We start from the raw sequence: 26,964 nt of genomic DNA, 5'->3' as shown, positions 1-26,964 counted from the left end.
CTTAGAACATGTTTGACCTGACCGGCCGCAAGGCCCTCGTCACCGGCGCGACCGGTGGCATCGGCGAGGAGATCGCCAGGCAGTTGCACGCCCAGGGCGCCATCGTCGGCCTGCACGGCACCCGCGTCGAAAAGCTCGAGGCGCTGGCCGCCGAACTCGGCGACCGCGTCAAGATCTTCCCGGCCAACCTGTCCGACCGCGACGAGGTCAAGGCGCTCGGCGAGAAGGCCGAGGCCGACCTCGAAGGCGTCGACATCCTGGTCAACAATGCCGGCATCACCAAGGACGGCCTGTTCGTCCGCATGCAGGACGCCGACTGGGACAGCGTGCTCGAAGTCAACCTGACCGCCGTCTTCCGCCTGACGCGCGAACTCACCCATCCGATGATGCGCCGCCGCTTCGGCCGCATCATCAACATCACCTCGGTCGTCGGCGTCACCGGCAATCCGGGCCAGGCCAACTACTGCGCCTCGAAGGCCGGCATGATCGGCCTCTCCAAGTCGCTCGCCCAGGAAATCGCCACCCGCAACGTGACGGTCAACTGCGTTGCACCGGGCTTCATCGAAAGCGCCATGACCGGCAAGCTCAACGACAAGCAGAAGGACGCCATCATGGGCGCCATCCCGATGCGTCGCATGGGCACCGGCGCCGAAGTCGCCTCCGCCGTCGTCTATCTCGCCTCCAACGAGGCGAGCTACATGACCGGGCAGACGCTGCACGTCAACGGCGGCATGGCGATGATCTGATGCGTCCTCGCCCGCGGCGCCACGGTTTCTCAATTGCATGTTGAGCAACCGCTGCGGGCGAATTTCTGGCTTTGCGGCGCGGCTAAACCGTGTTAAGCGGGCCATGACTGTGAACAGTCGTCCTGTCATTTAAGACGATTGCTATGCGTTTGATTGCATGGTTGGTTCGTTGAGACGGGGCTGAACGGGTTTGCCGGGGGAACGAAACGTTCTCCGGTTTGATACAGGGTAGGGAAGTCGTCACGACGCCCCTGAGATTAAGAAGGTCGAGGAAACCGACATGAGCGATATCGCAGAACGCGTTAAGAAAATTGTTGTTGATCATCTCGGCGTTGACGCTGAAAAGGTTGTTGAAGGCGCCAGCTTCATCGACGATCTGGGTGCGGATTCGCTCGACACGGTCGAACTGGTCATGGCCTTCGAAGAAGAATTCGGCGTCGAGATCCCGGACGATGCCGCTGACTCGATCCTGACGGTCGGCGATGCCGTGAAGTTCATCGAGAAGGCTCAGCCCTGATCGATTGCAGGAATAGCGGGGCGGCGGCTGCGGCTGCCTTTCCCGCCGGGGCCCGCGACATGCGGGCCTTGCTGTTTTCTAATGACATCGACTGCAAGAGTGGGGTGGACTACGGGCGATGAGACGTGTCGTTATCACCGGTACCGGCATGGTATCTCCGCTAGGGTGTGGAACTGAACTGACCTGGTCGAAACTTCTCGCCGGTGAAAGTGGTGCCCGCCTCGTGACCGAATTCGAGGTCGATGACCTGCCGGCCAAGGTTGCCTGTCGTATCCCGACCGGCGATGCCGAGGGCGCCTTCAGTCCCGACGACTGGATGGAGCTCAAGGAACAGCGCAAGGTCGATCCCTTCATCATCTACGCGATCGCCGCCGCCGACATGGCGCTCAACGATGCCGACTGGCATCCGAAGACCAATGACGACCAGTGCGCCACCGGCGTCTTGATCGGCTCTGGCATCGGCGGCATCGAAGGCATTGTCGAAGCCGGCTATATCCTGCGTGACAAGGGGCCGCGTCGTCTTTCGCCGTTCTTCATCCCCGGTCGCCTGATCAACCTTGCCTCCGGCCAGGTATCCATCCGCCACAAGCTGCGCGGTCCCAATCATTCGGTCGTCACGGCCTGCTCCACCGGCGCTCATGCGATCGGCGACGCGGCGCGCCTGATCGCGTTCGGCGATGCCGACGTCATGGTGGCCGGCGGCACGGAATCCCCGATCAGCCGCATTTCTCTCGCCGGCTTTGCCGCCTGCAAGGCGCTGTCGACGGCGCGCAACGACGATCCGAAGGCCGCCTCGCGCCCCTATGACAAGGATCGCGACGGCTTCGTCATGGGCGAAGGTGCCGGCATCGTCGTGCTCGAGGAGCTTGAGCACGCCAAGGCGCGCGGCGCCAAGATCTATGCCGAAGTGGTTGGTTACGGCCTGTCGGGCGACGCCTTCCACATTACTGCCCCCTCCGAGGACGGCGACGGCGCGTTCCGCTGCATGACCATGGCGCTGAAGCGCGCCGGGCTGACGCCTGCGGATGTCGACTACATCAATGCCCATGGCACATCGACCATGGCCGACACGATCGAGCTCGGCGCAGTCGAGCGCCTGGTCGGCGAGTCGGCCTCGAAGATCTCGATGTCGTCGACCAAGTCGGCCATCGGCCATCTGCTGGGTGCTGCCGGTGCCGTGGAAGCGATCTTCTCGGCGCTTGCCATTCGCGACAATGTCGCCCCCCCGACGCTGAACCTCGACAATCCCGCTGTCGAGACGGCGATCGATCTCGTGCCCCACAAGGCGCGCAAGCGCGAAATCAACGTCGCGCTGTCCAACTCCTTCGGATTTGGCGGTACGAACGCCTCCCTGGTGCTTCGGCGCTACGAGGGCTGAGCGCCGCGCGAGCACGGCGAAGTTTGTGGATGCCGGGGCGCAAGCCCGGCTTCCACCTGCTTTTTGCCGTATTGCTTGGCCAGACAGCAGCGATACCGAACTGAAGAGGATTGCCGGTGACCGACAATAGCCAGAACAGCGGGGTTTCCTTTGGTCGCGGAGCGGAAACGTCTGCGAAGGGGCCGATTATTCCGAAGTCTCCGACCGAGGCGCTGCGTCCGGAACGAGTCCCCGCGCCGCCACGCCGCTCGCGCAAGGCGCGCAGCCAGCTGGTGATCTTCCTCAACTTCCTGATGACGATGACGGTGGTGGTCTGCGTGATCGCGGTTGCCGTCTTCTTTTACGCCATGCAGGCCTACCAGAATCCCGGCCCGCTTGCGACCAACACCAATTTCGTCGTGCGCACCGGTGCAGGCCTTGCCGAAATCGCCGGCAGCCTGGAGCGCAACGGCATCATTGCCGATGCCCGCATCTTCCGCCACGTCACCTCGACCTATCTGCGGGAGGGCGAAAGCCTCAAGGCCGGCGAGTATGAGATCAAGGCCGGGGCCTCGATGAAGGAAATCATGGAACTGCTGAAGTCCGGCAAGTCCATCCTCTATTCCGTCTCGATGCCGGAGGGCCTCACCGTCAAGCAGATGTTCAAGCGGCTGGCAGACGATCCGGTGCTCGAAGGCGAACTGCCGGCCGAACTGCCGGTCGAGGGTTCGCTCCGGCCCGATACCTACAAATATTCGCGCGGCACCAAGCGCACCGAGATCATCAACCAGATGGCTGCGGCGCAGGCCAAGCTGGTCGACCAGATCTGGGAAAAGCGCGATCCGGACCTGCCCTTGAAGACCAAGGAGGAGTTCGTCACGCTCGCCTCCATCGTCGAGAAGGAAACGGGCAAGGACGACGAGCGCGCCCATGTGGCTTCCGTCTTCATCAACCGCATGGCCAAGGGCATGCGGCTGCAGTCCGACCCGACGATCGTCTACGGCCTGTTCGGCGGCGACGGCAAGCCGGCCGACCGGCCGATCTACCAGTCGGACCTGAAGAAAGAGACGCCGTACAACACCTATGTCATCAAGGGCCTGCCGCCAGGGCCGATCGCCAATCCCGGCCGCGCTGCTCTTGAGGCTGTCGCTCATCCGTGGAAGACCAAGGACCTCTACTTCGTCGCCGACGGCACCGGTGGCCATGTCTTCGCAGCCACGCTGGAGGAGCACAACGCCAATGTGAAGAGCTGGCGCAAGCTTGAGGCGGAGCGCGGCGAGGATCCGGGCGCTGCGGTCGATGCGACCCCGGAGAGCGACCCGGATGCGGCTGCCGTCAAGAAGAAGAAGACGAACTGATCTCCAAGGCGAGGGTAGGGCGATGGCACTGCAATCCATGACCGGTTTTGCCCGCAGCGAAGGCACCGTCGGGCGATATCGCTGGGCGTGGGAACTGCGCTCGGTCAACGGCAAGGGCCTGGATATCCGCATGCGCCTGCCGCAGGGCATGGAGAATTTCGAGGGCGAAGTCCGCCGTCTGGTCTCGCAATATGTCACGCGCGGCAATGTGCAGGTCGGATTGACCGTGCAGGTCAGCGAGAACCGCGTCGAGGCGGTGCTCAACCGCGAGACGCTCGATGCCGTGCTGAAGCTGCGCCAGGATCTCGGTGCCGGACTGGTCGATCCCGCGCCGCTGACGCTCGATGCCCTTCTATCGATCCGCGGGCTCGTCGAATTCAAGGAGGCCGCCGACGACGTCGACGCGCTCGCCCGGCGTGACGCCGATGTGCTCAACGGCCTCGAACAGGCGGTACACGCGCTGTGCGAGATGCGGCGGATCGAGGGTGATGCGCTCTGTCGCCTGCTGACGGACCAGGTGCAGCGGATCGAAGAGCTTGCACACATGGTCGAGGCTGACCCGTCGCGCCAGCCGGACGAGATCACCCGGAAGCTGGAAAGCCAGATCGCCGCACTGATCGGCGCCGCCGCGACGCTCGACCGCGACCGGCTCTACGCCGAGGCGGCGCTGCTAGCCACCCGCGCCGATTTGCGCGAGGAAATCGACCGGCTGAAGGCGCATGTCGCCGCCGCCCGCGATCTTCTCGCCATGGGCGGCCCCGTCGGCCGCAAACTCGATTTCATTGCGCAGGAATTCAACCGCGAATCGAATACGATCTGCTCGAAGTCGAATTCCGTGGCCGTGACCTCCGCGGGCATCGAGTTGAAGGTCGTGATCGACCAGTTCCGCGAACAGGTCCAGAATTTGGAGTGAACCGATGGTAGAGGGCAAGGGGACGATCATACCGATCGCGCGCCGCGGGCTGATGCTGGTGATCTCGTCGCCGTCGGGCGCGGGAAAGTCGACGATCGCCCGCAATCTGATGGAACGCGACCGCCAGATCGGCATGTCGGTGAGCGTCACCACGCGCCAGCGCAGGCAGAGCGAGATAGAGGGGGTACACTACCACTTCGTCTCGCAGCGCGAGTTCGAGCGCATGCGCGATTCGGATTCCCTGCTGGAATGGGCGGAGGTCCACGGCAATTTCTACGGCACGCCGCGCGATCCTGTCGAGCTTGCCATGTCGGAGGGCCGCGACATGCTGTTCGACATCGACTGGCAGGGTGCCCAGCAGTTGCAGGACAAGATGAAGGCGGACGTCGTGTCGATCTTCATCCTCCCGCCGACCATGGCGGAACTGCAGTCCCGGCTGCACCGCCGGGCCGAAGACACCGAGGAAGTCATCCAGACCCGGCTTGCCAATTCGCGGGCGGAGATCTCCCATTGGCGCGAATATGACTACGTGATCGTCAACGACGACCTCGATGCCGCCTTCGATGCGGTACAGTCGATCGTCAAGGCCGAGCGCCTGCGCCGCGACCGTCGCCATGGGCTGTTCGACTTCGTCAGCGACTTGGTGAGATAACGGCAGATTTCTCTGGAAGCATTTCCAATGGTTGCAAGGATGCAAGATTGCCACCAAAGAAGATTAAATTTAACTAAAATGCAATAATGGCACGCATAGAGTGTCCCAGGTTTTTATGCCCGCGTCGGGCGTCTTTCGGGGGATGACATGCGTCTTATTGATGTTCCTGTAAAATGGAGATTGCTTGCTGCCTTGGCCGTGCCGCTTGCCGCCGCTGCAGTTCTCTCCTTCCTGCAGGCCATGGCCACACTGCAGAGTTACCGCGATGCCAGGCATCTACAGGATGTCGGTGCCGATCTCGCCCTGATTGGCGATCTGGTCCACGAACTGCAAGCCGAGCGGGGCATGACGGCCGGTTTTCTTGGATCGAAAGGCCAGCAGCGCGGTGCCGAATTGGCTGCGTTGCGCGACAAGGCCGCGCCCCATGTTCAGGCGATGTCAGTCGTGGTCGAGAATATCACGGCCGAGAACGATCCCCGAATGACCCGGCACGCCGAGGCGATCCGCACCGAACTTGATGGCCTCGTGGAAATGCGCGGCAGGATCGACCGCTTGGCAGTCGAGCGACCCGAGGCATTCGGTTACTACACGGGCGTCATCGTGCATCTTATGAACCTGTCCCGGGAGTTTTCGCTGGCGGTCACGTCGAAGAGCATTACCGGAAAACTGATCGCCTACAGCCTGCTGATGAATGCCAAGGAAGTGGCCGGCCAGGAGCGAGGCATGGGCAACGGATACCTCACGGCGGGGGCGCTCGATTCCAGGACCTATCTTGAGTTCGCCGGATTGCAGGGCGCGCAGAAGGCGCTGCTAGGCCAGTACATCGAGCTCCTGCCGGAAGACGTGCGCTCCCGGTTTCAGGCGGGAATCGAGACGGAGGAGGCCGGTAAGGTCCAGGAATACCGGCAGAAGTTGCTGTCTTTCGACGCGTCGAAGGACTTGTCCGGCCTCGATGCGGGTGCGTGGTTCGCCACGACGACCCGACGGATGGAGCAACTCAAGGAGGTCGAGAACAAGACGCTCGCGGAAATCGTCCAGGATGCGACGAATATCGCCGAAGCCGAGTTTCAGCACCTTGTCGTGGTTCTGGCCATCGTCGGAAGCGGATTCCTTGTCGCGTTCGTGCTGACCACTTCGCTTACCTATACCGTGGTCCGCCCCCTGGGCATGCTGACGGACGCGGTGCAGCGACTGGCAGCCGGCGAGGCCAATGTCCATCTCATCCACTCCGAGGGCAAGGACGAAATTGGCCGCATGGGGCAGGCCATTCGGCAGTGCATCACCAATTCCGAGGAGCAGGCGGCGCGCGAGCATGACGAGCAGATGCGCAACCTCGCCGCAAAACAGGCGAGGGAACGTCAGGCCGAGCAGGAGCGGGCCGAGCGGGCGACGCAGATCGCCTTCGCTGTCGACCAGCTTGCCGACGCGCTCGACGCCTTGGCCGCTGGAGATCTCGGCTATCGTGTGAGCCAGCCGTTTGCCGAGGATCTCGACGCGCTACGCCATAACTTCAACGGCTCGATGGACAGGTTGCTGGCGGTCATGTCGACGATCGGTGACAGCACCCGGATCATTCATGGCGGCACGGGTGAACTGCAGCATGCCGCCGAGAATCTGGCGCAGCGCACGGAAAGGCAGGCAGCGGCCCTTGAGGAGGCATCCGCGTCTATTGCCGAGATCACCACGGGCCTGCGCGACGTGAGCCGTCGCGCCGAATTGGCTGGCGGGTTGGTGGGACGCGCAACGGTCGATGCGCAACATTCTGGGGCCGTGGTCCGCGATACCGTGGATGCGATGGGCCGAATCGAGCAGTCGTCGGGCCAGATCGGCCAGATCATCGGCGTCATCGATGAGATCGCCTTCCAGACCAACCTCCTGGCGCTCAATGCCGGTGTCGAAGCAGCGCGTGCTGGCGAAGCCGGAAAAGGCTTTGCTGTGGTTGCCCAGGAAGTGCGGGAACTCGCCCAACGCTCTGCACAGGCCGCGCGCGAGATCAAGGAGCTGATTGCCCGATCGGCAGGTGAAGTCAAGACTGGCGTGACCCTGGTGGGTAATACCGGCGAGGCGTTACGCGGCATCGAATCGCACGTGTTCAAAATCAATGAAGAGATCAGGGAAATCATTTCGGCCGCGCGCCAGCAGTCGGCTGCCCTTGGCGAGATCAGTGCTGCTGTCGGGCAGATGGATCAGGTGACGCAGCAGAACGCAGCCATGGTCGAGGAAACCAGTGCGGCTACGCACGGTCTTGCCAACGAGGCGAACAGGCTGAACGGGCAGGTGGCGCTCTTTCGCCTGACGCAGGCAGGGCGCGGCGGTACCGCGCGTGCCGCTTGATCGTCTCTTCGATCCAACTATCGACGGGGGCTCTGGCCCCCGTCTCTCTTTCTGCGTCACCGGGTCCTCTGATGTGTCGGCAAGAGGCTCTGGTGAACGGAAGACGGGCGATCCGCCCCGCCGCCTGCCGGCCTGCCTCATTCGCCGCGCGGGAAGCGCTGGTTATCCTCAAGCACGTTCAGATCCATATGGTTGCGCATGTAGCGCTCGGATGCCTTCTGCAAGGGCTGGTAGTCCCAAGGGAAGTAGGCGCCGTTGCGCAGCGCCGCATAGACGACGTGACGCCGCGCCTGGCTTTCCCGCACGGCAGCGTCATAGCGCTTGAGGTCCCAGCGCTTGGCCGCTGCCGCCTCAAGACGCTGGAAGGTTTCGGCATGGGCCGGCTGACCTGCGAGATTGTGCAGTTCCTGCGGATCCTCCTCAAGGTCGACGAGGATCGGCGGATCACGATCGCACAGCGTCAGCTTGAAGCGACCGTCCCGTAACCCGACCAGCGGCGCAATCGAACCCTCCGCCGCATACTCCATCGGCACAGGACTGCGTGCCCCCTTGCCGGTCGCAAGCGGCAGCAGGTCCTCCCCATCGGTCCAGGCGGCGAGCGCGGACATGTCGATGCCGGCAAGGCGCGCGAGCGTCGGCGTGACGTCGAGCGTCGATACGGGCTCGGTGACCAGCCTCGGCTCCAGCCCGGGGGCACAGAGCATCAGCGGCACGCGGGCCGATCCCTCGAAGAAGTTCATCTTGAACCACAGACCGCGCTCGCCCAGCATGTCGCCATGGTCGGAGACGAACAGGATGGCGGTATTGTCCGCCATGCGGGTCCGCTCCAGCACGTCGAGGATCTCCCCGATCTTCTCGTCGACATAGGAGACATTGGCGAAATAGCCGCGGCGGGCTTGGCGGATGTCCTCGTCGGTGATGGCAAAGGCCGTGTGGTCGCAGGCATCCATCAGCCGTTTCGAATGCGGGTCCTGGTCCTCGTAGGGGATCGCCGGAACGGCCGGGTCGAGTGCCGGACAGTCCTCGTAGAGGTCCCAGAACTTGCGCCGGGCCACATAAGGGTCGTGGGGGTGGGTGAAGCTCACCGTCAGGCTCCACGGGCGCTCGTCCTGGCCGCGCGACAGATCGTAGAGGCGGCGTGTCGCATGGTAGGCGACCTCGTCATCATACTCCATCTGGTTGGTGATTTCCGCCACGCCCGCCCCGGTGACGGAACCGAGATTGTGGTACCACCAGTCGATGCGTTCGCCCGGCTTCGAATAATCGGGCGTCCAGCCGAAATCGGCGGGATAGATGTCGGTGGTCAGCCGTTCTTCGAAGCCGTGCAACTGGTCGGGGCCGACGAAATGCATCTTGCCCGACAGGCTGGTCTGGTAACCGGCATTGCGCAGGTGGTGGGCGAAGGTCGGAATGTCGGAGGCGAATTCCGCGGCATTGTCGTAGACGCGGGTGCGGCTCGGCAATTGCCCTGACATGAACGAGGCGCGGGCAGGCGCGCAGAGCGGGCTGGCCGTATAGGTGTTGGCGAAGCGCACGGAGCGCTCCGCCAGGGATTGCAGATGGGGTGCGTGGAGAAATTCGGCCGGCCCGTCCGGAAACAGTGTGCCGTTGAATTGATCCACCATCAGGATCAGGATGTTGGGACGGGATTGCACGACGTTTTCCTTCTCAGAGCCCGAGGGACGACTTGACCGCGTCGGCACCCGGCTTGCCGTCGAACGTGGTCACACCCGCCAGCCAGGGTTCGAGCGCTGCGGGGTTGGCCTTGAGCCATGCGCTCGCCGCCTCCTTGGAATCCTTGCCGCCAAGGATCTCGCCCATCAGCACGTTCTCCATGCCCACTTCGAACTTGAGCTGCTTGAACAGGCTCGCCGCGTTCGGGCAGGTCTCCGACCAGCCGGTGCGGGCCAGTGTATAGACTTCGGCGCCGCCGTAGTTGGGACCGAAATGGGCGTCACCGCCGGAGAGATAGGTGATCTGGAAACGCTCGTTCATCGGATGCGGTGCCCAGGCAAGGAAGACCACGCCCTTGCCTTCCTTCGTCGCTCGTTCGACCTGCGAGAGCATGGCCTGTTCGCCGGATTCGACGAGCTTCCAGTCCTTCAGCCCGAATTCGCCGGCATCGATCATCTTCTGTATGTTGAGATTGGCCGGTGCGCCGGGCTCGATGCCGTAGATCGTGCGTTCGAAGTCGTCGCCATGCTTTTCGAGGTCGGCGAAGTCCTTGACGCCCTTATCGGCCGAGGCGGTGGGCACCGCCAGGGTGAATTTGGCGCCTTCGAGATTCTTGTTGATCACTTCGATCGCCTTGGCGGCGTTGAGGTCGTCGATGAAGGCCTGCTGCGCCGGCATCCAGTTGCCGAGGAAGACGTCGATCTCGCCGTTCTTCATCGACTGGTATCCGATCGGCACGGCGAGCGTTTTGACCTCGGCCTGATAGCCGAGCCCATCGAGCAGCACGGACGCCACGCCGTTGGTCGCGGTGATGTCCGTCCAGCCGGGATCGGAGAGGCGTATGGTCCGGCAGCTCTCGGCATCGGCGGCCACAGCTGGTGCGGCTGCGCCGATGGAAACGGCGAGCGCGACGCCGCCGAGCCAGTATCTGGTCAAGCCCTTGTTCTTAAGCATGTCTTCGTTCCCTCTTTTTTGACATTCGCTAGCTTTATTGAAACGGAAACTGCGATAGGCTGTGAAGCTGGAGAATTTCGATCGTTGACATAAGGAGTGTTTATGGCAGATGCGCCGGTGGACCTCGGATGGATGCGGCTCCTGGTCGAGATAGGCCGACGCGGTTCGCTGTCGGCCGCAGCACGTGCACGAGGATTGAGCCAACCGGCGGTGAGCTATCAGATCCGCCAGCTGGAGCAGAGTTTCGGGGTGCCTCTTCTGCGCCGGCTGCATCGCGGCGTGGCTCTGACGGACGAGGGCCGACGGGTGTTCGACATCGCCGCCCGCACGGTCGCGGAAATGGATGAACTGGAGCGCGTCATGCGCGCCGCCAGTCAGAGGCCCGTCATCCGGCTTTGCACCGACTATGCCTTTTCGAGCCTCTGGCTCATTCCCCGCATGCACGCGTTTCGTCAGGCCCATCCGGAACTGGATCTGCAGATCGTCGCCACGCAACGCCTTGCCCCTGACTGGGAGGTGGATTCCGACATCGCCGTTGCCTTCGGATCGCGCGGAGAATTCGGCCAGGACGGAATCCTGCTGATGCCGGAGCGGGTCTTGCCGGTCTGCACCCCGGCCTTCCTCGAACGGCACGGCCCGTTCGAGGATCCGGGTGCGCTCGCGGGCGTGCCGCTGATCCATCTGGATGCCGCCGTGCCGTCACCGTGGTTCGAATGGACAAGCTATCTGGCGCAAGCCGGGGCGAGCCGAAAGGCCGATGCCATGCTCGGCGACATGAGTTTCAATACCTATGCCATGGTCATCCAGGCGGCGCTGGCAGGGCAGGGGCTGGCGCTGGGCTGGCTCGGCCTGGTCGACCAGATCATCGACAGCGGCATGCTGTGCCGCGCCGGGGCCGTTCTGGAACGCAAGGAGCGCGGCTACTGGCTGCTCGTCTCCAAGGCACGACGTGCAGGCGTCGAGCAACTGGCGGACTGGCTGGTCGCGGAGGCGAACGGTGGGGCACCGGAAGAGGGCGCCCAGGTTGCACCCACGGTCGCTGGCGGCCAATAGCCGGCCAGCCTGTCGCCGCTACAGCAGATTGGCGATGCGGCAGAACTCTTCGACTGACAAGGTTTCGGCACGGCGTGCCGAATCGATCTCCGCCTTGGCAAGCAGGGCTTCGCCGCCGAGTGATTTCAGGCTCTGGCGCAGCATCTTGCGGCGCTGGCCGAAGGCGGCCTGCGTCACCCGTTCGAGCTTTTCCACGTCGCAGGGAAGTGGCTGCGGTCTCGGCACAAGATGCACGACCGAGGAGGTCACCTTCGGCGGCGGGGTGAACGCCTGCGGCGGCACGTCGAAGGCCATATGCGCGTCGGCGCGCCAGCCGCACAGCACGCCGAGCCGGCCATAATGGTCGTCGCTCTCGTCGGCGACGATGCGCAGACCGACTTCCCTCTGGAACATCAGCGTCAGCGACTGCCAGAAGGGCGGCCACGTCCGCGGCAGAAGCCAGTTGATCAGCAACTGCGTGCCGACATTGTAGGGCAGGTTGGCGATGATCTTGACCGGGCCTTCCGGCGCCATCGCCTCGAAGTCGGTCTTCAGCGCATCGCCCTCGATCACCTCGAGACGCCCGGGGTAGTGGTCGGCGATTTCGGCCAGCGCCGGCAGGCAGCGCGCGTCGCGCTCGACGGCAATGACTTTCTTGGCGCCGAGCGACAGGATGGCGCGGGTCAGCCCGCCCGGCCCGGGACCCACTTCGAAGACGGTGACGCCCTCAAGCGGCCCCGCGGTTCGGGCGATCTTCTGGGTGAGGTTCAGGTCGAGCAGGAAGTTCTGGCCGAGCGCCTTGCGCGCATCGAGACCGTGACGGGCGATGACGTCACGCAGCGGCGGCAGTCCGTCGATTGCAGCCATCAGGATTGCGCTTCGCTCGTCCGGCTGATCGTCTCTGCAAGCTTCAGCGCCGCGACCAGACTATCCTCGCGAGCGATGCCCTGGCCGGCAATGCCGAACGCGGTGCCATGATCCGGCGAGGTGCGCACGAAGGGAAGGCCGAGGGTGACATTGACCGAATCGTCGAAGCCGAGGGCCTTGACCGGGATCAGCGCCTGATCGTGATACATGCAGATGGCCACGTCGTAACGGCGGCGGGCTTGGTCATGGAACATGGTGTCGGCCGGAAGTGGGCCGAAGGCATCGATGCCCTCGCTGCGCAGCTTCATGATGGCCGGATGGATGATGTCTTCGTCCTCGTGGCCGATCGCGCCACCTTCTCCGGCATGCGGATTAAGCCCGGCGACGGCAAGACGGGGATGGGCGATGCCGAAACGGTTCTTGAGATCGGTGGCGACGATCCGGCAGGTCTCGACGATAGCCGCCTCGGAAAGCGCGCCGGGAACGTCCTTGATCGGGATATGGATCGTCACCGGGACGGCACGAACCTTGGGGCCGGCCAGCATCATCACCGGGCGGTAGGTTTCGCCGGTGCGGCGCCTGGCAAGGTCGGCGAGGAATTCGGTATGCCCCGGGAAGCCGAAGCCTGCTTCATAAAGCACTGCCTTGGCGATCGGATTGGTGACCATGGCACGGACCTTGCCGTCGAAGCAGAGCTGCACGGCAGTCTCGATCGCCGCAATCGTGCCCTTGGCATTGGCGATATGCGGCTCTCCGGCGACGACGTCGAAGCCGATCGGGACGGGGAGAACAGGCAGGGCCTTGTCGAACAGGCCGACGGCACCGCCTGCATCCGTTTCCTTGAGCGGAACGTCAAGCTCAAGCTGCCGGGCGCGCACCGCCAGCACGGCCGGATCGCCGATGAAGACGAAGGGCGGCAATTGGTATTCCGCCCGCTTCACCCACGCGGCGAGCGCGATGTCGGGACCGATGCCTGCCGGGTCGCCCTGGCTAAGCGCAAGAGGAAGGTCGTTGGCAGGGGTCATCCGGTGCTCGGCTCAATTCTCAATTATAAAGGATCTGGGCCTTCGAGCGCAGATCTTCGAGGTATTTCTTGGAGTTCGGATTATCGTCCTGCTTCTCCTTGCCGAGATCCTCGGCGCGGAACACGACTTCGGCCGCGACGTCGTCGGAGACCTGGCGCTGGTTGCAGATCGCCAGGTACTCGACGCCACGCTCGGTGACGCGGGTACCCGTCGTGCCGCCGTTGGCCTTCTCGATCAGCGGCTTCCACTCCGGCGGCAGCTCGGGCTCGAGCACGCGGCCGAGATTGCGGATCGATACGTCGAGATAGTTCTTGGCAAAATCCATGGCGCCGTCGCAGCCCGGGAACTTGGCGCGCGATGCTTCAGCTTCGGCCTTGCGCTTGCCGGTGATGCCCTTCTTCGAAGCCGGGACGACGAAGATCACCTGCTTGAGGAAATACTCGGTCGTGACCGGCTTTTCCTTCTTTTCCAGCAGGCGGGTGACGAGGTCCTGGTTGGACAGCCGCCCCTTCGTGCCGTAGCGCGCATTCACCAGCCGCGGCCAGCTCATGGAGACGGCGATATAGGCCTTGAAATGCTCGGCGCCGACACCGGCCTGGCCAAGAATTCCGGTCAACTGCTGCGGGGTGAGCTTGTTGCCGCTGGCGAAGCGGGCGAAGGAGGCATCGACCTCGGTGGTGCTGACGGACATGCCGACGCGGGCAATTTCCTGGCGCTTCAGCGCTTCGTCCACCAGTTCTTCCTTGGCGACCTGGTTCAGATTGCCCTTGCGGCGCTGCAGGCGAAGGAATGCGACGCGACGCGCGACGTCGCCGTTCGTAATCGCCGTCTTGTTGACGACGGCGACGACCTGGCTCGCTGCCTGAGCGACGCTGACGACGGATGCGTCACCTGCGATGATCGCCAGCGCGACAGCGCAGGCGATCAGCATCTGCTTCCCCTTCATTGCAATGGCCATCATCTTCCTTTCCAGCGGGAGCAGCAGTGTACTCATCCCACCTACGCACAGTCCGGTGAAAGTATAATCTGCCGCACCGATTGCACAATCCGTGCGGCGAAACAATGACGTGAACCCGCGATAGCGATGGGTTTTACCGGCAAACCGGCCTCAATCGAACCCGGCAAGCTGCGTGTCGCCGATCTTGACGTCGCCGAGTGTGCGGAAGGTCAGGCGTGCGCCGATCGACCAGTCGCTCGCCGATTCCTTCTCCGGGTCGTACTTGTCGGAGTAAACCAGCGAGAAGACCGTGCATTCGTCGGCATAGGAAATACCGATGCCCTTGCGGTTGATCACGCTCTCGTCGAGGTCCCAGGTGACCGAGCCGAACAGCGACCAGTATTCGCTGACCTTGATCGAGCTTGCCGACTGGATCTCGTCGTTGCGTTCGGTGAAGCCGTATTCCGGCTGGGCAGCGATCTGCGAATAGGTCAGGCTCGTCTGGAGTTTCTCGTTGGAGAACGAGACGTTTGCATCAGTCCGCCGGAGCGCCAGCGTGCGCTCGTCGAGGCGAACATTGGTTGCCAGCGACATTCCGTTCGGCATGTCGACGCCGGCCATGCCGACGAAGTCGGAGACATCGGTTTCGAGGCCGGAATCCGCGCCGACCTTGACGAGGTCGGCGGTGGCAAACGAGTTCAGGCCGGCGATGTGATAGGACTGGCCAAACACGCCGCGGACGCCGAAGCCGTTGTCGAAGGAGCCGGTATAGCGCAGGCCGACATTGGCGCGGGTGCCGCCTTCGACCCGGTCATAGCCGGAGAACTTGTCGCGATCGAACAGGTTGGTCGCGTCGAAGACGAAGCTCTGCGCGTCTTCGTTCGGCAGGCGACCCGCCAGCTGCTCGTCGTTGCGCGCGTAGATCTGGGCGATCGGCTCGATGATGTGGCTGCTGTTGTTGGTGGTCAGCAGCACCGGATAGCGGGCTTCGAGACCCGCCGTCAGCATGTGGCGGGTTTCCGTCGTCTCGGTCGTGAAGTTGCCGGTGTAACCGACCGGCGCATTCAGATCGAGGCCGAATGCGTCGCCCCGCGCGGCGAGCAGCGGCGTCAGTTGCAGGCCGCCCGGAACGCTGAGCGTGCGTTTCCATTCAAGTTCGCCCGACAGGCGGCTCGACGTGCCCTCGAGCCCGCGGAAACGGGTCAGGTCGTCCACACTGTCGCCATTGGTATCGACGTCGAATTCGTCGGACTTGAAACGCGACAGGGCCGTGAAGTTCAGGTTGCCCGAAAGCTGGCCGCCGGCGACCGGTTCGGGCGCATAATAGGCGTAGTCGACGGAAGGCAGCACGGTCGGCTGCTTCTTCTCGGCGGTGTTCTCGGTATCGGCGTCCTGGACGTCGAAATAGTAGCCGCGCATGTCGAAGGAGTTACGCTTGCCGAGACCGGTCAGGTAGACCTGATTGGTATGGGTCGTGTCGTCCAGGCCCTCGAGGCCGTAGGTTCGGGCGAAATTGTTGTCGCTCTGGAACATCACGTCCCAGCCGAAGGTCCAGCGCGGGTTGATCTGGAACTTGCCCTCGGATGCGACCATGCCGCGCTGGTCGCGATTGGCGTCGCTGGTGCCCGAATCGAAGTTTTCGCTATGCAGTTGGTCTATGCCGGCGGCGCGCAAGCTGGCCGTGCCGTTCTCGAAACGCTGGCGAATCTCTGCATCCAGCAAGACGCCCTGGCTGGTGAAGCCGGTCGCCTTGACGGTTGCGTCGCGCTGGTTCGAAATCGCGAAATAGTAGGGAACCGTCAAGCCGAAGCCGAGGTTTTCCGAAGTCCGCATCTCGGGAAACAGGAAGCCGGATTTGCGCTTCACCGTGTGGTCGGGAACCTCGATCGCCGGCAGAACGGCGATCGTGCGGCCGAACAGTTCGAAGCGGGCTTTCTCCAGCCGCACGGTATGCTTCTGGCCGTTCTGAATGACGCGCTCGGCCTTCACCTGCCAGAGCGGCGGGCGTTCCGGATGATCGGCGCAGGGCAGGCAGGCGGTATAGACGCCCTTGTTGAGAATCATGTCCGTGCCGTTCACACGCTCGCCGCTCTCTGCGGCAAGGCGCGTGTTGTCGGTGGTCTCGATTCTGAGCGCCTTGACGAAGCCGTCGGCGAAATTGTCGGTCACGTCGAGCGAGTCGGCATAGATGCGGTTGCCGCCCGGTTCTATCATCTCGATATTGCCGGTGGCCGTCATGCGGCCGCTCTTCTGGTCGTAGACGACCTTGCGGGCCACCATCTGGTAGCCGCCATAGTTGATCTGCACGCCACCGACAGCCGTCACGCGTTCGGCGTCACGGTCATAAAGCAGTTCATTGGCTGCCAGCAGGAGTTTTGCATCTTCGGGAATATCGGTCGCCAGTGAAGCGGCCGGCTGGCTGTCCTGGGCACGCGCGACGACGGCCGGCGACACCAAAGCGCACACGGCGACTCCCGTCAGCAGGGCTAGGGCTAGCCTTCTGATATTCTCGCGGTCACTTACCGCCACTAACCATCCTCCTGATGAAGCAGGATTGTCGCTCCCAAGGCCATCGCCACGACGACTGGAACCCAGGCCGCGACGAACGGCGGTACGACACCGCTGCTTCCGAATGCTTTTACAAGCACGGTAACCACATAAAGCACGAAGCCCGACAGGATTCCACCCAGAATCACCGAGCGCGACTGGTTGAACCTACTGAATTTTAATGAAACGGTTGCAGCAATCAGCGTCATTGCGACCAAAAGGAAAGGGAGCGAAAGCAGGGAATGGAACTGCGTCTCAAGCGCCTTGGTCGACACGCCGAACGATCTTGCGACCGCGATCTTTCGAGAAAGCTCATAAAAAGCAACGGTCTCCGGCTGCGCCAGACGTTCCTGGACGAATTCCTGTTTCAGATTGGTACTGACTTTGGCTGTGGCGAGCCTTGTGGGTACGTCACCGGGACGGGTTTCCGTCACGTCGGTAAGCATCCAGTAACCATCTTTCAATTTCGCCGAGTGCGCATCCTGTCTCAGGATGATGCGACCGTCGCTGTCGAAATGGATCAGGACGGCATCGACGAGGAAGGTTCCGTCCTCCAGAACGGTCTCCGCACCGATGATCACGTCGGCCTTGCCGCTGATCTGGCGCAGCCACGGCACCGAGTTGGACGAGGGCCGCGCCCCGCTCTCGCGCGAGCTTGCCTCGATCTGCAACGCCTGGCGTTGCCCCCAGGCGGCGAGCGGATTGACGACGAAGGAGGTGACCAGTCCGACGAGGAAGGCGCCGACGATGAAAGGCGTCATGAACTGCCAGACGGATATGCCGGCGGCCCGCGCCACCACGAGTTCGGATTTCCGGTTGAGGGCGATCAGCGTCGTCATGCCGACGAACAGCGTGATGAAGGGGATCGTCTGCTGCAGGATAAGCGGCAGGCGAAGCGCGGTCAGCCACAGCAGGCCCCAGACCGAAAAGACGCCGCGCCCGGCAAGCCGTCCCGACGTCTCGCTGAAGTCGATCAGATAGCCGATCGCGATGACACCGGCGAGGAACCAGAGCATCGTCGTCACATAGCGACGGAAGAAGTAGCGGCCGAGCGTGAACATCATGGCGCGGAACCCTTGCCGGATGATTCGCGACGGGGGAAGTAGGCCGACATCGCGTTCCACAGGCGCGCCGCCGCGTGGCGGATGACGCGCGGGAAGCGCAACTGGCGTCCGCTGAACAGCAGGAAGGCGGAAAGACCGCCGCCGACCAGCGGCACCGCATAGACCAGCGGCACATAGACCGCGTCGCCTTCGGCGAGCTTCACCGTGTAGTTCGACAGCCAGTAGAGCCCAAGCGCGATGGCGAGCGACGAGGCCATCGGATGCAGCCGTGCCTCGCGATGCGAACGGGCATTGCCGCAGATGACCAGCGAAATCAGCGCGAACACCAGCGGCATCGCCCAGGTGCTCATGCGGCGATGCAATTCGCTGCGGTATTCGCCGCCGTTCTTCTGCACGTCCGGGTCGTTGGGATCGGGATTGAGCAGGAAGGAGAGATCGCGGTCGATCGCGTGCAGGCGGGCCTGGCTGCGCGTCTGCGACAGGTCGGACAGGTCGAAGGAATAGGAATCGAATCGCACGATCGACACTTCGCCCTCGGGCGTCTTGCGCTGCACCTCGCCGTCCTTCATCACCAGCGCCGTTCCGCTCTCGTCCACCGCGCCTTCGCGGGCATAGTAGATGAGCGAGTAGGCCGGGTCGCGCGAATCGGCGACGAACAGGCCGCGCAGCACGCGACCCGACAGGCGCTCGGAAATCTGCACGTAGAGACCGTCCTCGATGCGGCGGAAGCTCTTCTCCTCGATGACCGTCGACAAAAGGTCGGCATAGGCGGCGGCGATCATCTCGCGGGTGCTGACGCGCAGCTTCGGTTCGACGAAATTCGCCATCAAGAAGGAGAAGACGCTGAGCACGGCGGCGGCGATCAGCAGCGGCCTCGAGATCGTGCGGCGCGGCGCGCCGGCTGCGTCGATGACCGCGAGCTCCGAATCGTTGTTCATCGCCGTCAGCGTCTGGGTGATGCCGATCACCAGCGCGAAGGGCAGGACGGCCGGGATGATCGTCGGCAGGATCAGCGTCGCGAGCTTCATGAACGAACCGACCGACTGGCCGCTGTCGGTCACCAGGTTGATTCGCGCCAGCACCTGCGTTGTCCAGATGATCGCCAGCACCGGCAGAAGCGCAGTGAGGAACATCTGGCCGACACGCCGCAGGATGTAGAGTTCGAGAAGCTTCATGCCGTTCCCTGGGAGCGCGGAAACCGGATCGCGCCCGCGATTGAGGATTGGCTCTCTCTACGACGCCTGCGGCTTTTTGGCGACAGCGCGCCTTCGCTTTTCCTGCCTGTCATGCTGCGTTTTTCCGCACTCGCGCTATTTCGAACACGGCGACGACCAGGACGAAGACCACGGGCGACGACAGCCAGCCGAGAACCACGTCGGAAAGATAGTGCCCCCCGAAGGATAGGCGGAAGGCAGGCGTCACCAGCGAGACAGCGATGATCCCCGGTGCCAGCGCAAGGCGAAGCCGTTCCGGCAGCAGCGGGATCAGGCAGATCAGCCATCCCGCGCCAGCGGCCTCGCCGGATATGAACGAGCAATTGTTTTCACACAGGCCGGAAAACGACCCGGCCGGCATGAACGGCAGGTCGCCGCCGAAGATGTCGGTCTGGTGTGGCCTCGGGCGGCCGGAATAGCTCTTGAGCAGCAGGTTGACCAGCACATAGGGACCAAGCAGGAAGGCGATCAGCGATTGGCTGTAGCGCCGGACTTTCTGCGGCTCATAGGTGGCGCCATGGTGCTGCAGCGCCATGATGAGGGCGATCAGGACGACGACGGCGGCGGCGGACGGCGCATAGAACAGCACCTTGCGCAGGAAGAGGAAGAGCGCGTCCAGTCGATAGGGGAAGTCGCCGCAAACCACGCCCGGAGCGGTCCCGTCGGGGCAGGTGGCCCTCTCGAAAAACGCGGCGCTCGTCGAAATGTCGAGCGATGGGACGAAATGGAAGATCGCCAGCAGCAGGCACCAGAGGGTGAGCAGAGCGAGCGCCAGCACGCAGGCGCGATAGGCGTCTGCATCGCGACGGATCGCTTCGATCAGGGCTTGGTGGTCGGGCTTCGGCAAAGGCGGTTCCATCTCGACGGGCAGGGCCCCCACCGAGCCGGCGAGGAGCGCGCGGAACCTATCCGCAGTCGCCTTCGCCTGACAAGAGGCAGCGCGATCACGTTCCGTCCATCGGGGATTGTCGCTGTATGCAGTCCGGTTTTCCTTGCCTTCGAGGCGGAAAAGGAGAAGATCGCGGTCCGTATCTTTTCTCCCTTCTATTGTCCGTTGGAGTCCCCATGACCGGCAAGATCGACATCAGTTTTTCCAAGTCCCATCGCGTTACCGGAGGTGTCGCCATCCTGCTGAAGACGGTCGAAGCCGAGCTTCCGGCCGGCGTCGCCGATGCCGATCCGGCCGGCATCTTCGGCCGGGCTGCCAAGGTCGCAAAGTTCACCGGCAAGTCCATGTCCGTCCTGGACATTGTTGCGCCGCACGGTTCCGAGGCCGACCGCATGGTCGTCGTCGGGCTCGGCAAGGCGGCCGCGCTGACGGCGCATGACTGGCTGAAGGCCGGCGGCAAGGCCGCGGCTGCGCTCAAGGGCGCGGACAAGGCCACCATCTTCCTTGACGTTCCCGGTCTGGAAATCTCGCCGAAGGCTGCCGCTGACTTCGCACTCGGCATGCTGCTGCGCGCCTACAAGTTCGACACCTACAAGACCAAGAAGAAGAACGACACCAACGGCGACGACGAGGCCAACGCCAACGACAAGAACGTGAAGGTCACCATCGTCACGGCCGACGCATCGGCTGCGAAGAAGGCCTTCTCCGACGCCGACGCCGTGGCCGAGGGCGTCGTCCTGGCCCGTAACCTCGTCAACGAGCCGGCCAACGTGCTCGGCCCGGAGGAATTCGCCGAAACGGCGAAGAAGCTCGAGGCGCTCGGCGTCGACATCGAGATCCTCGGCGAAAAGGAAATGAAGAAGCTCGGCATGGGCGCGCTGCTCGGCGTGGCGCAGGGCTCGGTGCGTCCGCCCCGCCTGGTCGTCATGCAGTGGAAGGGCGGCAAGGCCAAGGACAAGCCGATCGCCTTCGTCGGCAAGGGCGTGGTGTTCGACACCGGCGGCATTTCGATCAAGCCGGCCGCCGGCATGGAAGAAATGAAGGGCGACATGGGCGGGGCCGCCGCCGTGACCGGCCTGATGCACACGCTGGCCGCGCGCAAGGCCAAGGCCAACGTCGTCGGCATCATCGGCCTCGTCGAGAACATGCCTGACGGCAATGCCCAGCGGCCGGGCGACATCGTCACCTCGATGTCCGGTCAGACCATCGAGGTCATCAATACGGATGCCGAAGGCCGCCTCGTGCTCGCCGATGCGCTCTGGTATTGCAACGACCGCTTCAAGCCCGAATTCATGGTCAACCTGGCGACCCTGACGGGTGCCGTGCTGGTGGCGCTCGGCAACCTGCATGCCGGTCTGTTCTCCAACGACGATGCGCTTTCCGAAAAGCTGCTGGCCGCCGGTCTTGCCACCAACGAGCGTCTCTGGCGCCTGCCAATGGGCAAGGACTACGACAAGATGATCGACTCGAAGTTCGCCGACATGAAGAATTCGAGCGGCCGTCATGCCGGCTCGATCACCGCCGCACAGTTCCTCAAGCGCTTCGTCAAGGATACGCCCTGGGCCCATCTCGACATTGCCGGCACGGCCATGGCCTCGCCTTCGGACGAGATCAACCAGTCCTGGGGTTCGGGCTTCGGCGTGCGCCTGCTCGACGAACTGGTCCGGGCCAACTACGAAGCGTGACAGTGGAAAGGGCAGGGGTCTTGGCCGAGATTCTCTTCTACCATCTGACGGAATCGAAGCTTGAGGATGCCCTGCCGCCGCTTCTCGAAAAGAGCGTCGAGCGCGGCTGGAAAGTAGCGGTCCAGACCGCCGATCCCGTGCGCCGCGACGCGCTCGATACGCATCTGTGGACCTTTCGCGACGACAGCTTTCTGCCCCACGGTACGGATTCCGTCGAAGGGGCGGAAGGCCAGCCCGTGCTGATCACCACCGAACCGGACAATCGCAATGGCGCCACCGTCCGCTTCCAGGTCGACGGCGCCGAGCCGCCGGAGGCGCTTGACTACGAGCGTGTCGTGTTCGTCTTCGACGGCCATAATCAGGAACAACTCGAAGGCGCCCGCGGCCAGTGGAAGAAGCTGAAGACCGAAGGCCACAAGCTGACTTACTGGCAGCAGAGCAACGAGGGCCGCTGGGAAAAGAAGGCGTGAGCGAGGTTCCGGCGGCTCCCCGGCGCACGGGCCTTATGCTGCGGATGGCCTACTTGTGTTCGACCGTGTCTCCGACCCGCGGTCGGGCAAAGGCGTTGCTGCTCAGCTGGTAGCTGTCCAGCCCCGTCACCTTCGACAGGAGCGAGGTGAAGGTGGTGGTCATTTCGAAGTTCACCACGGTCACCACGATCTGCACGCCGGGTTCCTTGATCGTCGACGGTATGTCGACCGGGGACTGCGCGCCGGCACTAAGCGCCGTGGTGTTGTAGCCATAGGACCAGTTGACGGTCGCCTGGCCCTTGCTGTCGATGTCGAGCACCGAAACCAGGACCGTGGCGGGGTCCGCGACGAAGGGTTCGAGAATGCTGGTCGATCCCTCGAGAAGCGTCTTCAATTGCTGATTGGACCAGTCCGGCTCCTGCGTGACGATGTCGCTCGTGGTCGCCGCGATCTGGTTGACGCGCCTGTTGACCATCAGGACCTCACCGAGGTCGAGCGTGGCGGCAAACAGCATGACGATCAGCGGCAGAAGGATGGCGAACTCCAGGCCGGACAGGCCGCTGCGGTCCTGGAACAAACGTCGGGCAAGCGCAGGTGCTCGCGGCCGGAAACGGCAGACTCGGTTGATGAGCTTGTGGGGCATCGTCATTCGAAGGGCTCGTTTCTGAACAGAGCGGATGCCGCCAGGGCGTAGGAGCCGTCGTCGAGGGTATGGGCGTCGACCCCGGCAAAGGCGAGCACGCTGTCGAATGGCAGAAAGGCCTGGATCAGCATGTAGTCGCCCGACTCGCCCGCCGAAAAGCTCTCCTCGACGGACATCTTGCCAGCCTTGACGGCGGACACGTAGCTCACGGAGGAAAAGTCGGCCATGGCCGTCGTCTTGACGAGCAGCTTTTTCTCGCAGTCGAACGCGAGCGACATGTTCCCGCAGACTTTGGACTTGAAGGTCTCAAGGCTCCAGTTTTCGGTGTTTGCCTTCCCTGTCCGCACCTGCCGCGCGGTCATCTGCAGGGCGGCATCGAGCGAGCTGTCGATGAAGAACATGAATGCCACTTCGAGAATGGCGAAGATCAGTGTGAAGAACGGCATGGCCATCAGGCCGAACTCAATGGCCGCCGCTCCCTCCCTGTCCCGGATCAGACGCCGGCTCACATGCATGGCGTCCTCCTCAGTTCGTCAGCCGCACTTTGGCGACATATTGCTGGAACAGGCTGGAGAGACCGGCCTCGATCTCGGCGGCCGAACTCGCCTGCAGGAACAGGTCGCTGCTGGATGCGCATTCTTCGAGTGCGATCGGAATATAGGCCTGTCTGGTCTTGTTTTTGCTGCCGGATTGCATCTTGCCGCCCCAGACCGAGGAGAACACGCTGGTCGACATCTTCTCGCCGACCGTGACGTTATAGCCCCAGTCCCAAGTCATCGGCAGGTATTCGGTATAAAGGACGCCGAAGGCGGCATTGAGATCCTTTACATTGTCGCACCAATCCGGATTGAGCGGCGTGGTGGCTTTCCGCAGGCTGTCGACCGCGGTGGGGAAGCGGATGCCGTTTGCCGTCTGGTGAACCCAGTTGCGCTCGGACTGGATTCCGTCGGTCAGCATGAGGACGAGCTTCATCGGGGAGTTCGCCGTCTTGCCATCACCGGCCGTGCCGATCAACTTCTTCAGCGCCGTCAGCGAATAGTCGAAATAGGTGGCATCCTCTGAAGTCGCACCTGTCATTTTCTTGGCGTCGTTGCTCAGCACCTTGCGTGCCGTCGTGGTCGAATAGGTCGGCGCCATGGCTTCGGCCGCAGTCTTGCCGACAGTGTAGAACCCAACCTTGATGCGCTGGTGTGCCGAGTCGTAGACGTCGATCATGTCGAGCACCTCCGACACCGCGCTCAAGGCGACGTCGGTTCGCAATTGCACGCCCATCGCCTTGGCCAGGGCATAGTTCGTCGAATATGTCTTTCCCTTGTAGGTGTGGCTGCCCTCGGAAACGTGACATGCAAAGGCGCAGTCCGCCGTTTCTTGCATCGCGGTCTGGCCGGCACTTGTCGCGGCCAGCATCATCGACGCCGATTTATCGACCACGATGTAGACATTCATGTAGGAAGAGCCGGGCCCCGCGACGGAGGAACTGACGCTCACGTCCACGCTGTCGATGTCGGCGATCCTCAACAGGGTGGTCGGAACGGTCACCTTGGCCTTGGCGGTGATCTCCTGACTGGTCGTATCGATGTCGATATCGCTCAGTTCGTAGCCCTTGTCGGTCAGGTTCGTCTGCGCCGCGAACCAGTTCCGGATCTGCTCCTCGATGGCGTCGTCGCTCAGCGTGCCGATGTCCTGGGCGACGGAGAGCAGCGCGGTGTCCAGATCGACCTGCATCTTGGTGCGGATGTTGTAGGCCCGCACATAGTCGATGCTCATGCCGACAGCACTGATGAGCGGCACGAGCAAAAAGGCGAAGGTGATGGCGATGTTGCCGCGGCGGTCGCCGAGAAAGCTGCGAATATGCCAGTTCATACGCATTACCGAAAGTTGAGAGCACCTGACGCGCGAAAGGGATTACCCTTACTTTTAGCAGGGTGCCCTTTCATTTCTGTTAAGTGATATGGCGGGCGCGGGCCGCGGCGCGCGCCCTGGCTCAAGGCCCGGCCTTGAGGATGAACTTGCAGGCCGTCTGTGTGGGAAAGCGGCTGGCCGCGAGCGTGCGGGGCCATGAGCCCGCGCGGCAATGGCAAGCTCGACATGTCGGCGGCACTGAGTGGTGCCCGCCGCTCGACTGTTCTGTAAGTCCGTTGGCTTGGAATCCGCGAGCTTCTCCGAAAGCTAGCCCGCCATCGCCTCTTCGTACTCGGCGGACAGTTCCAGCCATTGCTCTTCCGCAGCCGAGAGCTTGGCGGCCGCCTCGCCGCGCTGCTTGACCTTGTCGGCGGCCTTGGCAGGGCTCTTTTCGTAAAGCGCGGGGTCGCCGAGTTCCGCATCCAGCGTGGCGATCAGCTTCTCGAGCTTCTTGGTTTCGGCCTCGATATCGTTGATCTTCTTGCGCAGCGGCGCAAGCGAGGCCCGCCGCTCGGCGGCCAGCTTGCGCTGGTCGGCCTTGCTCGCCTGGTCGGCTAAGGGTTCAGGCTTGTCCTTTTCGTCTTTTTTTTTACCGGAAGAGACGATCAGGCTCCGATACTCCTCCATGTCCCCTTCGAAGGGTGAGACGGTGCCGTTGTTGACCAGCCACAGCCGGTCGACGGTCGCCTCGATCAGGTGGCGGTCATGGGAGATCAGGATGACCGCGCCCTCGTAATCATTGAGCGCCGCGATCAGCGCGCGGCGGCTGTCGATGTCGAGATGGTTGGTCGGCTCGTCGAGGATCAGAAGGTTCGGTGCATGAAAGGCGGCAAGGCCCATCAGCAGGCGCGCCTTTTCGCCACCGGACAGATCCTTCGCAGCCGTCGCCATCTTTTCCGTGGCAAGGCCCATCTGCGCGACGCGGGCCCGGACCTTGGCTTCCGGCGCGCCCGGCATCAGCCGGCGCACGTGTTCGACCGGCGTGTCATTCGGAACGAGGTCTTCCAGCTGGTGCTGGGCAAAGAAGCCGATCTTCAGGCTGGGTGCAAGCTTGATCTCGCCGCTTTCGGCTTTCAGCCTTCCCGAGATGAACTTGGCGAAGGTCGACTTGCCGTTACCGTTGGAACCGAGCAGCGCGATTCGGTCATCGGCGTCGATGCGAAGGTTGATGTTTTTCAGGATCGGCCTGCCGGGCTCGTAGCCGACCGCACCGCCGGAGATGGCGATGATCGGCGAGGCGGGCTGTTTTTCCGGTTCCGGGAAGGTGATCGGCTGGACATGGTCCTCGATCACCGAGGCAACCGTGCCCATGCGCTCGAGCGCCTTGACGCGGCTCTGCGCCTGCTTGGCCTTGGATGCCTTGGCCTTGAACCGATCGATGAAGCTCTGCAGGTGCTTGCGCGCCGCCTCGTTCTTCACCTTGGCCTTGGTCTGCAGTTCGTCGGCTTCGGTCTTCTGTCGTTCGAACTGGTCATAGCCGCCGCGGTAGAAGGTGAGCTTCTTCTGGTCGAGATGGATGATCGAGTTGACGGCCGTGTTCAAAAGGTCGCGGTCATGGCTGATGACGATGACGGTGTGCGGATAGCGTCGCACGTAGTCTTCCAGCCACAGCGTGCCTTCGAGGTCGAGATAGTTGGTCGGCTCGTCGAGCAGCAGCAGGTCGGGTTCGGAAAACAGCACGGCCGCCAGCGCCACGCGCATGCGCCAGCCGCCGGAAAACGACGAGGCGGGACGCAGCTGCGCTTCGGCATCGAAGCCAAGGCCGGCGAGGATGGTGGCGGCGCGCGCTTCCGCCGAATGGGCGTCGATGTCGGACAGTCGCACCTGGATGTCGGCGATGCGGTGCGGATCCGTCGCCGTTTCCGACTCGAGCATCAGGGCCGCCCGCTCCTTGTCGGCGGCCAGCACGATCTCGATCAGCGAATCCTCTGTGCCGGGCGCTTCCTGCGCCACCTGGCCGATGCGCGCATTCTTCGGAATTGAGACCGAACCGCTTTCTGCGGAAAGATCGCCGGTGATGATCTTGAACAGCGTCGACTTGCCCGCGCCATTGCGGCCGACGAGACCCGCCTTGGTGCCGCTCGGCAGCGAGACGCTCGCATGGTCGATCAGAAGGCGGCCGGCGATGCGGGCCGATATATCGTTGATGGTAATCATGTCCGCGCTTTTGGCCGATGTGCGGCA

At 63.2% G+C, this 26,964-nt stretch carries 23 protein-coding genes; 10 read left to right on the top strand and 13 right to left on the bottom strand.

Translation table 11 applies throughout. The annotated features are described in order from the left end of the window. Positions 1-8: 8 nt before the first annotated feature. The 7 genes from fabG to L867_RS26350 all read left to right on the top strand — a co-directional run bounded on the left by fabG (position 9) and on the right by L867_RS26350 (position 7,877). Entirely contained in the window at positions 9-746 is a 738-nt protein-coding gene (gene fabG, locus L867_RS0106440) for a 3-oxoacyl-[acyl-carrier-protein] reductase (RefSeq protein WP_028736117.1), read from the top strand. A gap of 280 nt (positions 747-1,026) precedes the next feature. After that, a complete protein-coding gene (locus L867_RS0106435) occupies positions 1,027-1,263 on the top strand; it encodes an acyl carrier protein (RefSeq protein WP_028736116.1) in 237 nt (78 codons plus the stop codon). A gap of 118 nt (positions 1,264-1,381) precedes the next feature. After that, the gene (fabF, locus tag L867_RS0106430; protein WP_028736115.1) at positions 1,382-2,641 is read left to right on the top strand and encodes a beta-ketoacyl-ACP synthase II; all 1,260 of its coding nucleotides are present in this window, start codon (positions 1,382-1,384) and stop codon (positions 2,639-2,641) included. A gap of 116 nt (positions 2,642-2,757) precedes the next feature. Further along, on the top strand, positions 2,758-3,978 hold the full coding sequence (gene mltG / locus L867_RS0106425) for an endolytic transglycosylase MltG (protein ID WP_028736114.1): 1,221 nt from the start codon (positions 2,758-2,760) through the stop codon (positions 3,976-3,978). A 22-nt stretch (positions 3,979-4,000) separates the two neighbouring features. Beyond that, the gene (locus L867_RS0106420; RefSeq protein WP_028736113.1) at positions 4,001-4,891 is read left to right on the top strand and encodes a YicC/YloC family endoribonuclease; all 891 of its coding nucleotides are present in this window, start codon (positions 4,001-4,003) and stop codon (positions 4,889-4,891) included. Positions 4,892-4,895: 4 nt separating this feature from the next. After that, complete coding sequence (gmk, locus tag L867_RS0106415; RefSeq protein ID WP_028736112.1) at positions 4,896-5,543, top strand: guanylate kinase; 648 nt, start codon at positions 4,896-4,898, stop codon at positions 5,541-5,543. A 147-nt stretch (positions 5,544-5,690) separates the two neighbouring features. Continuing rightward, positions 5,691-7,877, top strand: coding sequence for a methyl-accepting chemotaxis protein (locus L867_RS26350; protein WP_084638471.1), 2,187 nt, complete (start codon positions 5,691-5,693; stop codon positions 7,875-7,877). A gap of 137 nt (positions 7,878-8,014) precedes the next feature. Here the strand turns inward: L867_RS26350 and betC are convergent, their stop codons facing one another. Both betC and L867_RS0106400 read right to left on the bottom strand, forming a co-directional pair. Next, positions 8,015-9,502, bottom strand: a complete 1,488-nt coding sequence (gene betC / locus L867_RS0106405) for a choline-sulfatase (protein WP_037172797.1) — start codon at positions 9,500-9,502, stop codon at positions 8,015-8,017. 43 nt (positions 9,503-9,545) lie between these two features. Then, positions 9,546-10,505 carry a choline ABC transporter substrate-binding protein gene (locus L867_RS0106400; RefSeq protein ID WP_051438851.1) on the bottom strand — a complete coding sequence of 320 codons (960 nt, stop codon included), beginning with the start codon at positions 10,503-10,505 and terminating at the stop codon, positions 9,546-9,548. Between the two features lie 102 nt (positions 10,506-10,607). On the opposite strand from L867_RS0106400, the gene L867_RS24695 reads away from it, so the two are divergent. Next, on the top strand, positions 10,608-11,558 hold the full coding sequence (locus L867_RS24695) for a choline sulfate utilization transcriptional regulator (RefSeq protein WP_051438850.1): 951 nt from the start codon (positions 10,608-10,610) through the stop codon (positions 11,556-11,558). Positions 11,559-11,576: 18 nt separating this feature from the next. On the opposite strand, the gene rsmA is transcribed toward L867_RS24695, so the two are convergent. The 7 genes from rsmA to L867_RS0106360 form a co-directional block, all read right to left on the bottom strand. After that, positions 11,577-12,404: a 16S rRNA (adenine(1518)-N(6)/adenine(1519)-N(6))-dimethyltransferase RsmA gene (gene rsmA / locus L867_RS0106390; protein ID WP_028736109.1), complete on the bottom strand. Its 828-nt coding sequence runs from the start codon at positions 12,402-12,404 to the stop codon at positions 11,577-11,579. After that, a complete protein-coding gene (pdxA, locus tag L867_RS0106385) occupies positions 12,404-13,429 on the bottom strand; it encodes a 4-hydroxythreonine-4-phosphate dehydrogenase PdxA (protein WP_028736108.1) in 1,026 nt (341 codons plus the stop codon). The genes rsmA and pdxA overlap by 1 nt, the downstream gene beginning before the upstream one ends. Before the next feature lie 19 nt (positions 13,430-13,448). Next, complete coding sequence (locus L867_RS0106380) at positions 13,449-14,387, bottom strand: SurA N-terminal domain-containing protein (RefSeq protein ID WP_028736107.1); 939 nt, start codon at positions 14,385-14,387, stop codon at positions 13,449-13,451. A gap of 150 nt (positions 14,388-14,537) precedes the next feature. Continuing rightward, the gene (locus tag L867_RS0106375) at positions 14,538-16,895 is read right to left on the bottom strand and encodes an LPS-assembly protein LptD (protein ID WP_028736106.1); all 2,358 of its coding nucleotides are present in this window, start codon (positions 16,893-16,895) and stop codon (positions 14,538-14,540) included. Beyond that, entirely contained in the window at positions 16,895-17,977 is a 1,083-nt protein-coding gene (lptG, locus tag L867_RS0106370; protein ID WP_028736105.1) for an LPS export ABC transporter permease LptG, read from the bottom strand. Before lptG ends, L867_RS0106375 begins: the two co-directional genes overlap by 1 nt. Beyond that, positions 17,974-19,152, bottom strand: a complete 1,179-nt coding sequence (locus tag L867_RS0106365; protein ID WP_028736104.1) for an LptF/LptG family permease — start codon at positions 19,150-19,152, stop codon at positions 17,974-17,976. The genes lptG and L867_RS0106365 overlap by 4 nt, the downstream gene beginning before the upstream one ends. A gap of 109 nt (positions 19,153-19,261) precedes the next feature. Continuing rightward, positions 19,262-20,038, bottom strand: a complete 777-nt coding sequence (locus L867_RS0106360; protein WP_169734065.1) for a phosphatase PAP2 family protein — start codon at positions 20,036-20,038, stop codon at positions 19,262-19,264. 218 nt (positions 20,039-20,256) lie between these two features. On the opposite strand from L867_RS0106360, the gene L867_RS0106355 reads away from it, so the two are divergent. Beyond that, a complete protein-coding gene (locus L867_RS0106355; protein ID WP_028736102.1) occupies positions 20,257-21,765 on the top strand; it encodes a leucyl aminopeptidase in 1,509 nt (502 codons plus the stop codon). A 20-nt stretch (positions 21,766-21,785) separates the two neighbouring features. Continuing rightward, positions 21,786-22,235, top strand: a complete 450-nt coding sequence (locus L867_RS0106350) for a DNA polymerase III subunit chi (RefSeq protein ID WP_028736101.1) — start codon at positions 21,786-21,788, stop codon at positions 22,233-22,235. Positions 22,236-22,284: 49 nt separating this feature from the next. Here the strand turns inward: L867_RS0106350 and L867_RS0106345 are convergent, their stop codons facing one another. From L867_RS0106345 to abc-f, 4 genes are all read right to left on the bottom strand, one after another. Further along, a complete protein-coding gene (locus tag L867_RS0106345; RefSeq protein ID WP_037172680.1) occupies positions 22,285-22,884 on the bottom strand; it encodes a TadE/TadG family type IV pilus assembly protein in 600 nt (199 codons plus the stop codon). Further along, on the bottom strand, positions 22,881-23,393 hold the full coding sequence (locus tag L867_RS0106340; RefSeq protein ID WP_028736099.1) for a TadE/TadG family type IV pilus assembly protein: 513 nt from the start codon (positions 23,391-23,393) through the stop codon (positions 22,881-22,883). Before L867_RS0106340 ends, L867_RS0106345 begins: the two co-directional genes overlap by 4 nt. Before the next feature lie 10 nt (positions 23,394-23,403). Beyond that, positions 23,404-24,741 (bottom strand): TadE/TadG family type IV pilus assembly protein, encoded by a 1,338-nt coding sequence (locus L867_RS0106335; protein WP_028736098.1) that lies wholly within the window; start codon positions 24,739-24,741, stop codon positions 23,404-23,406. Between the two features lie 306 nt (positions 24,742-25,047). After that, entirely contained in the window at positions 25,048-26,937 is a 1,890-nt protein-coding gene (gene abc-f / locus L867_RS0106330) for a ribosomal protection-like ABC-F family protein (RefSeq protein ID WP_028736097.1), read from the bottom strand. Between the last annotated feature and the right edge of the window lie 27 nt (positions 26,938-26,964).

The organism is Paenirhizobium selenitireducens ATCC BAA-1503, from assembly GCF_000518785.1.
Taxonomy (GTDB): domain Bacteria; phylum Pseudomonadota; class Alphaproteobacteria; order Rhizobiales; family Rhizobiaceae; genus Allorhizobium; species Allorhizobium selenitireducens.
This window is presented reverse-complemented; position numbering and strand designations above follow the sequence as displayed.

Excerpts from the sequence above, each read along its gene's own strand:
- fabG (WP_028736117.1), top strand. The coding sequence starts at position 9 with ATGTTTGACCTGACCGGCCGCAAGGCCCTCGTCACCGGCGCGACCGGT.
- L867_RS0106435 (WP_028736116.1), top strand. The coding sequence starts at position 1,027 with ATGAGCGATATCGCAGAACGCGTTAAGAAAATTGTTGTTGATCATCTC.
- fabF (WP_028736115.1), top strand. The coding sequence starts at position 1,382 with ATGAGACGTGTCGTTATCACCGGTACCGGCATGGTATCTCCGCTAGGG.
- L867_RS0106420 (WP_028736113.1), top strand. The coding sequence starts at position 4,001 with ATGGCACTGCAATCCATGACCGGTTTTGCCCGCAGCGAAGGCACCGTC.
- gmk (WP_028736112.1), top strand. The coding sequence starts at position 4,896 with ATGGTAGAGGGCAAGGGGACGATCATACCGATCGCGCGCCGCGGGCTG.
- L867_RS26350 (WP_084638471.1), top strand. The coding sequence starts at position 5,691 with ATGCGTCTTATTGATGTTCCTGTAAAATGGAGATTGCTTGCTGCCTTG.
- betC (WP_037172797.1), bottom strand. The coding sequence starts at position 9,502 with ATGGTGGATCAATTCAACGGCACACTGTTTCCGGACGGGCCGGCCGAA.
- L867_RS0106400 (WP_051438851.1), bottom strand. The coding sequence starts at position 10,505 with ATGCTTAAGAACAAGGGCTTGACCAGATACTGGCTCGGCGGCGTCGCG.
- L867_RS24695 (WP_051438850.1), top strand. The coding sequence starts at position 10,608 with ATGGCAGATGCGCCGGTGGACCTCGGATGGATGCGGCTCCTGGTCGAG.
- rsmA (WP_028736109.1), bottom strand. The coding sequence starts at position 12,404 with ATGGCTGCAATCGACGGACTGCCGCCGCTGCGTGACGTCATCGCCCGT.
- pdxA (WP_028736108.1), bottom strand. The coding sequence starts at position 13,429 with ATGACCCCTGCCAACGACCTTCCTCTTGCGCTTAGCCAGGGCGACCCG.
- L867_RS0106380 (WP_028736107.1), bottom strand. The coding sequence starts at position 14,387 with ATGGCCATTGCAATGAAGGGGAAGCAGATGCTGATCGCCTGCGCTGTC.
- lptG (WP_028736105.1), bottom strand. The coding sequence starts at position 17,977 with ATGATGTTCACGCTCGGCCGCTACTTCTTCCGTCGCTATGTGACGACG.
- L867_RS0106365 (WP_028736104.1), bottom strand. The coding sequence starts at position 19,152 with ATGAAGCTTCTCGAACTCTACATCCTGCGGCGTGTCGGCCAGATGTTC.
- L867_RS0106355 (WP_028736102.1), top strand. The coding sequence starts at position 20,257 with ATGACCGGCAAGATCGACATCAGTTTTTCCAAGTCCCATCGCGTTACC.
- L867_RS0106345 (WP_037172680.1), bottom strand. The coding sequence starts at position 22,884 with ATGACGATGCCCCACAAGCTCATCAACCGAGTCTGCCGTTTCCGGCCG.
- L867_RS0106340 (WP_028736099.1), bottom strand. The coding sequence starts at position 23,393 with ATGCATGTGAGCCGGCGTCTGATCCGGGACAGGGAGGGAGCGGCGGCC.
- L867_RS0106335 (WP_028736098.1), bottom strand. The coding sequence starts at position 24,741 with ATGAACTGGCATATTCGCAGCTTTCTCGGCGACCGCCGCGGCAACATC.
- abc-f (WP_028736097.1), bottom strand. The coding sequence starts at position 26,937 with ATGATTACCATCAACGATATATCGGCCCGCATCGCCGGCCGCCTTCTG.